Raw genomic sequence first — 6,525 nt, forward strand, 5'->3', positions numbered from 1 at the left:
CCCCAAACCCCTCCCCGTATGGGGAGGGGAGACGCTTCATGTTTTACGCGAAGCGGGACTGCCCAGCGCTTGACAACAAAATTACGCCCCGACGATCGGCTTGATCACCTTCTCCATGCCGTCGATCGTCATTTCGCCCTGGTACTTCTGGCCGTTAATGAAGAAGGTCGGCGTGGCATTGACCTTGAAGGTCGTCATCGCGCGCTCCTTCACGGTGTTGACGGCCTCGTAGAGCTTCTGGTCCTTCAGCGTCGCCTCGAACTTCTCCTTCGAGAAGCCGGCCTGGCGCATCATCTGCTCGAGGGCGTCGAGGGGCTTCGGGACGAAGGCCCAGCTCTGCTGCTGGTCGAACAGCATGTCGGTGATCGGGTAGTAGCGCGCCGCGTTGTCGGCCCGGGCCAGCATGAAGGCCGCGGTGGCGAGCGGGTCGAGGGGGAATTCCCGCAAGGTGAACCGGACCTTGCCGGTGTCGATCCAGCGCTCCTTGAGCGCCGGCCAGGTCGTCTTGTGGAAGCCGGCGCAGTGCGAGCAGGTCATCGAGGCATATTCGATGATGGTGCAGCGGGCATTGTCCGGCCCGAGCCAGACATCGCCGAGGGGACCGGGCTGCATCAGGCCGTCCACCACCGGCCCCTGCGCCAGGGCAGCCTGGCTGAGAGCGCGGAACGGCAGGGCCGGGGCGAGCAGGGCCGCGCCGAGGGCCGAGCCGGTGAGTGTCAGGGCCTCGCGACGGGTGAGCATGGCAGGCATCCTCGTGAGCGGTTGGCGGGAGGGTCCGCGGTCGTCGATGCGGTAGAATCCCGGCCGCCTCGTGGCAAGCCGCCGCCGCATCAACTTCCGCTGTGCCGCGAAAGCCCGAGCAACGCGGCGGGGGTCAGCGCGAGCGCTGCGCCCCCAGCACCGCGAGGCCGAGGCGGTCGAGGGCCTCGCGCAAGGCCGCCTCGCTCACGGTGGAGACGGCGAGCGCCACTTCGCCGCGGCGCACCGGGTCGAGGGGGGGCGGGGCGGCGGTTCTTCGGCGGGCCTGGGCGACCCGGTCCTGGCGCAGGCGGATCTTGCCGACGCAGGCCCAGCCGTAATGGCGGTTGATGCGCTCGATCACCAGCGGCACGAGGTGCTGCAATTCGAGGGCGAAGGCGCCCTCGACCCGCACCGTCAGGGTGCCGGGCTCCGGCCGCTGCTCGCGCGCGCTGCCGCGCCGGCGCGGCCATTCGAGCTTCTCCGGCTGGCACGCCCGGGCCAGACGCTCGCCGACGATCTCCGACCAGGAGGCCAGGATGTCGGTCGAGGCGAAGCCCTGGGCCGCGAAGACGGGGCCGAGGGACCGCTCGATCAGCTCGCTCAAGGGTTTGGGCCGCGCCATCGCCCGTCCGTCCTGAAAAACCGCCGCGTCCGGCGTGAAGCCCCCACAGATAGAGCCTTCGTGTAAGGGAACACTTAACCCTCCGGCCCGCGGCGGCGAGAGCCGGGCCCGGCGACGAAAGGCGCCGGAATCCCGCTCCCGCAACCGCGGAAAACCCGCTAAGGCGTGCCGCATGGTAGCGCCCGCCGTGTCGCACTCAAGGCCGGATGCCGCCGACCTCCTGGTCTGGTACGACCGCCATCGCCGTGCCTTGCCCTGGCGCGCGCTCCCCGGCGTCGCGCCCGATCCGTACCGGGTCTGGCTGTCCGAGATCATGCTGCAGCAGACCACCGTCGCTGCGGTGAAGCCCTATTTCGCTCGCTTCCTGGAGCGTTTCCCGACCGTCGAGGCCCTGGCGGCGGCGCCGGAGGAGGCGGTGATGGCCGCTTGGGCGGGCTTGGGCTACTATTCCCGCGCCCGCAACCTGCATGCCTGCGCGAAGGCGGTGGCGGAGGCCGGCGGCTTTCCCGACACGGTGGAGGGCCTGCGCAAGCTTCCGGGCATCGGCGCCTATACGGCCGGCGCGATCGCGGCCATCGCCTTCGACCGGCCAGTCGCGGCGGTGGACGGCAATGTCGAGCGGGTGGTGTCGCGGCTCTACGCGATCGAGACGCCGATTCCCGCCGCGCGGCCGGAGATCCGCCGCCTCGCCGAAGACCTCGTGCCGGCTCAGCGCCCTGGCGATTTCGCGCAAGGCGTGATGGATCTCGGCGCCACGCTATGCACCCCGAAGCGGCCGGCCTGCGCGCTCTGCCCGTGGATGCAGCCCTGCCGCGCCCGGGCGGCCGGGTTGCAGGAGACGTTTCCGCGCAAGGTGAAGAAGGTGGCGGGCGCGCTGCGCCGGGGCGCCGCCTTCGTGGTTTTGCGGGCCGGGGATGATGCGGTGCTGCTCCGCACACGACCGCCGGAGGGGCTCCTCGGCTCGATGGCCGAGCCGCCGACGAGCGAGTGGCGGGCCGATTACGACCCGGCCCAGGCGCTCCTCGACGCGCCCCTCGATGCGCGCTGGAAGCGGCTGCCCGGGATCGTGCGCCACGTCTTCACGCATTTCCCGCTCGAACTGACGGTGTTCGTCGCCCGGGTCGGGGCCGGCATGCCGGCCCCCGAGGGGATGCGCTTCACGCCGCGCGCCGGCCTCGCTGCCGAGCCGCTGCCCGGGGCGATGAAGAAGGTGCTGGCCCACGCCCTGGAGCAGAAGCTCGCGGCGCCGCCGCCCGCTCTCACGCCCCGGCCAGAGCCCGACCTCGCGACCCTGCCGGAGCCCGAGCCGCCGCCGCGGCGGGCGCCGCTGCCGAAGGTGCTCTCCCGCCGGCCGGCCTCGGCCGCTCCGGTGGTCAAGACCACCGGGCGCGGCCGGCCGAAGGGACGATGAGGGGCTGCCTTACGCCGCCGAGCCCATCCCGGCCCGCATCGTGCCGCGGAAGTCGTCGATGCAGACGAGCCGCCCGCCGCGCTCGGCGTGCCAGAAGGTCCAGCCGTTGCAGGCCGGCAGGCCCTGGACCAGGGCGCCGATCTTGTGGATCGAGCCCGAGGCGGGACCGACCCCCAGCGTGCCGTCCGGCCGCACCAGCGCCTTGTGGCGGCGGCGCTCGTCGGTGAGCGTCTCGCCGGCCCGGACGTGGCCGGCCTCCAGCAGGCTCAGGAACGGCACCCGCGGCTCGGCGCGCTTCGTCGGTGCGGTGAGGAGGGCGGCGCGGGACAGCGGCTCGATGCCGGCGATGCGCTCGCGCGCCGCCGCCGCATAAGCCGGCTCCTGCTCGATGCCGATGAAATGCCGGCCCAGCCGCTTGGCCACCGCCCCGGTGGTGCCGGTGCCGAAGAACGGGTCGAGCACCACGTCGCCGGGATTCGACGACGACAGGATGGTGCGGGCGAGCAGGGCCTCGGGCTTCTGGGTCGGGTGCAGCTTCCGCCCGTCCTCGCCCTTCAGGCGCTCGTCGCCGGTGCAGAGCGGGATGAACCAGTCCGAGCGCATCTGAAGGTCGTCGTTGCCGCCCTTCAGCGCCTCGTAATGGAAGGTGTAGCCCTTCTGGTCGCTGCGCGAGGCCCAGATCAGGGTCTCGTGAGCGTTGGTGAAGCGCTTGCCGCGGAAATTCGGCATCGGGTTGGCCTTGCGCCACACGATGTCGTTGAGGATCCAGAAACCAAGATCCTGCAACGCGCTCCCGACACGGAAGATGTTGTGGTAGGAGCCAATCACCCAGAGGGTAGCGGTCGGCTTCATCACCCGGCGGCAGGCGGAAAGCCAGGCGCGGGTGAAGGTGTCGTAGGCGTCGAAGCTGGCGAACTGGTCCCAGTCGTCGTCGACGGCATCGACCGCGCTCTGGTTCGGGCGCAGCAGGGTGCCGGCACCGAGCTGGAGGTTGTAGGGCGGATCCGCGAAGACCAGGTCGACGCTGGACGGCGGCAGCCTGTCGAGGGCCGTGAGGCAATCCCCGAGGATGACTTCGTTCAGGGGAAGACGCTGTGCGGGGGTAACGAGACCCATCCGCGGCGCCGACGCCACTCGCCCGGTACGCGAGACCTGATTCCGGGCGGCGGCGCCAGCGACCGCGGTACGCGGGGAAGCCATGGCAAACACCGGTTACGCGACTGACCACCAGACATTGCCGCCGCTACGGTAAAGGTGACGTTTCGCGCAGACACGTTTTGCGTCTCGAAATGGGGCTGCATTTCTTGCCGAGTGGCCGAGCGAACGGTCGACCCGTTAAAGAAGCACTACTGATCATGAGGACGACGTCCCCTGATCGTTCCGTGCGCGCATTGTCCATTCAGGTGGGCCCGATCGCGACGCGGATCGGTGGAGAGACGAAAGCGACCTCGTCCTCTGCCGGCGGCACGCGCCAAGCTGCCTGCGGCAAGCCCCGAGGTGCCTGCGGCAAACCCCAAGGCGACGGCGGCGCTGGCCGAGGCGTGCCGTTCGAAGCGTGCCCTCCTCGCCGCTCAGAAGCGCCGCGTGCCCCATCAGGGCGAGTGTCGCGGCGATCCCCGGCAGCCCCAAGGTCAGCTTGCTCTTGAGACGGACGGGGACCGCGCCCACCTAACGGTCGGGTGCAGAGCGGAGACGGTGCGATGGCGAATTCCTGGCAGGGCGGACCCTATGGCGGTCCGTATCCCGGCAACTCCCCCCAGCAGGGCTACGCGCCCCCGCCGGGCTGGGCCGGACCGCCGGTGCTGGTGGCGCATGGCTCGCTGTCGCGGCGCTTCATCGCCTATCTGCTCGACATCGCGTTCATCTTCGGCTTCAGCTGCCTCCTGTGGCTGGCGATCTCGTTCCTCGGGGTCATCACCTTCGGGGTCGCCTGGGCGCTCTACGCCATCCTGCCGGCGAGCGGGATCCTCTACAGCGCGATCACCGTCGGCGGGCCGCGCCAGAGCACGCTCGGCATGCGGATGATGGGCCTGCGGGCAGTGCGGGCGACGACCGGCGGGCCGATCGACTGGATCACCGCCGCGGTGCATGCGCTGCTGTTCTATGTCGCGCTGTCGACCTTCCTGCTCTGGCTCCTTGATATCGGTATCGGCGTGCTGCGGGCCGACCGGCGCATGGGCCACGACCTGATCCTCGACCTCGCGGTGGTCCGCGAGGCGTAGGCCGAGGCGGCCTCCGTCCGGGGGCCGCAACCTTCGGCCGCGGTCGCGCGTAACCGTCACGATTTTGCGCCGGCGCGGTCCGTGCCTGTTGAGGCGCGCCGCGCCGGTGCTATCCTGGCCCGCCCGGCGCCCGCGCCGGCCCCCCCTGCGAGACCGACGAAGCGTGACCAGCCATCCGCGGGACGCACCGCAGTTCTATCTCACGGCGCCCTCGCCATGCCCCTACCTGCCTGGGCAGCAGGAGCGGAAGGTGTTCACGCATCTGGTCGGCCGGCGCGCCCGCGACCTCAACGAGATCCTGACCCAGGGCGGCTTCCGCCGCTCGCAGACCATCGCCTACCGGCCGGCCTGCGAGACCTGCCGGGCCTGCATCTCGGTGCGCGTCGTGGTCGGCGACTTCGCGACCAGCGACAGCCAGCGAAGGGTGCTGAAGCGCAACCGCGACCTCGTCGGCCAGGCCCAGCCCAACCGCCCGGCCTCGGAGCAATACGCCCTCTTCCGCCGCTACCTCGATGCCCGCCACGGCGATGGCGGCATGGTCGACATGACCGTGCTCGACTACGCCATGATGGTCGAGGACAGCCACGTCGAGACCCATCTGGTGGTCTACCGCAAGCGCGGGCCCGACACCGCGATCAACGGCCGCGGCACCGGCGCCCCGATCGCCGTCTGCCTCACCGACGTGCTCTCCGACGGGCTGTCGATGGTCTATTCCTTCTACGAACCGGCGGAGGCCGAGCGCTCCCTCGGCACCTACATGATCCTCGACCACATCGAGCGCGCCCGCAGCCTCGGCCTGCCCTACCTGTATCTGGGCTATTGGGTCGAGGGCTCGCGCAAGATGCAGTACAAGGCCAAGTTCACCCCCCAGGAACGGCTGATGCCGAATGGCTGGGCCCGGGTGGAGGAGGTGTGAGAGTGGGCCGTCCTGTCGCCGCGCGGCTACGGGACGGTCGCGTTTCCTTTTCGCCTTCGCCTCCGACCCATCCCGGCGCTTGACCGGCCCGTCCCATGACGCCGCCGCAGGCCCGAAGAACGCCGCAGGCGCTCGGGGAGACGACGGATGGGCAAGGAGGTCGGACCTCTGCCCCGGGCGGGATGGGTCGGCGCGTGGCTCGCCGGCACGGCTCCGGCGGGCGGGGATTGGTCTGCGCTGGATGGCGGGCTGCACCCCATCCGCACCATCGGCCGCCTACTCGTCCGGGAGCGCGGCGAGGCGGCGGGAGAACTCATCCAGCATCCAGGCATCGACCGGGGCGAGGCGCTTCGTCTCATGGAGGTTCCGCACGATCTGGAGGGCGCGTGCGAGATGGGCGCGCTTTCCTGTCTCAACGACGGTCGACAATTTCACGTTGGACACCACGAGATCGCGCTGCCACTCCGTGTTGGCAGGATCGCGCTGGGCGAGGCTCAGGGCGATGGCCAGCCCGGACTGGTACGCCGCCAGGGCTCCCGCCCCATCACCCTGCGACACCAGAACGTCGCCGATCTTGTCGTGACTGATCGATAGATCGCGCTGCCACTGCGTG

6 protein-coding genes and 1 pseudogene are annotated in these 6,525 nt (G+C 70.5%); 3 read left to right on the forward strand and 4 right to left on the reverse strand.

The features are described from left to right. Window positions 1-81: 81 nt before the first annotated feature. Both VP06_RS31770 and VP06_RS31775 read right to left on the reverse strand, forming a co-directional pair. Window positions 82-741: a DsbA family protein gene (locus VP06_RS31770; RefSeq protein WP_048467819.1), complete on the reverse strand. Its 660-nt coding sequence runs from the start codon at window positions 739-741 to the stop codon at window positions 82-84. A gap of 133 nt (window positions 742-874) precedes the next feature. Then, a complete protein-coding gene (locus VP06_RS31775) occupies window positions 875-1,363 on the reverse strand; it encodes a DUF721 domain-containing protein (protein ID WP_048467820.1) in 489 nt (162 codons plus the stop codon). Window positions 1,364-1,535: 172 nt separating this feature from the next. On the opposite strand from VP06_RS31775, the gene mutY reads away from it, so the two are divergent. Then, window positions 1,536-2,774, forward strand: coding sequence for an A/G-specific adenine glycosylase (gene mutY / locus VP06_RS31780; RefSeq protein ID WP_048467821.1), 1,239 nt, complete (start codon window positions 1,536-1,538; stop codon window positions 2,772-2,774). A 9-nt stretch (window positions 2,775-2,783) separates the two neighbouring features. On the opposite strand, the gene VP06_RS31785 is transcribed toward mutY, so the two are convergent. After that, window positions 2,784-3,974 (reverse strand): site-specific DNA-methyltransferase, encoded by a 1,191-nt coding sequence (locus VP06_RS31785; protein ID WP_082167742.1) that lies wholly within the window; start codon window positions 3,972-3,974, stop codon window positions 2,784-2,786. Between the two features lie 500 nt (window positions 3,975-4,474). Between VP06_RS31785 and VP06_RS31790 the strand changes: the two genes are divergently transcribed. Further along, complete coding sequence (locus VP06_RS31790; protein WP_048467823.1) at window positions 4,475-4,996, forward strand: RDD family protein; 522 nt, start codon at window positions 4,475-4,477, stop codon at window positions 4,994-4,996. Window positions 4,997-5,159: 163 nt separating this feature from the next. Continuing rightward, the gene (locus VP06_RS31795) at window positions 5,160-5,912 is read left to right on the forward strand and encodes an arginyltransferase (protein ID WP_048467824.1); all 753 of its coding nucleotides are present in this window, start codon (window positions 5,160-5,162) and stop codon (window positions 5,910-5,912) included. 276 nt (window positions 5,913-6,188) lie between these two features. Here the strand turns inward: VP06_RS31795 and VP06_RS31800 are convergent. Beyond that, window positions 6,189-6,525 (reverse strand): annotated as a pseudogene (locus tag VP06_RS31800) (hypothetical protein); the annotation flags it as partial.

The organism is Methylobacterium aquaticum (assembly GCF_001043915.1).
Classification (GTDB): Bacteria; Pseudomonadota; Alphaproteobacteria; order Rhizobiales; family Beijerinckiaceae; genus Methylobacterium; species Methylobacterium aquaticum.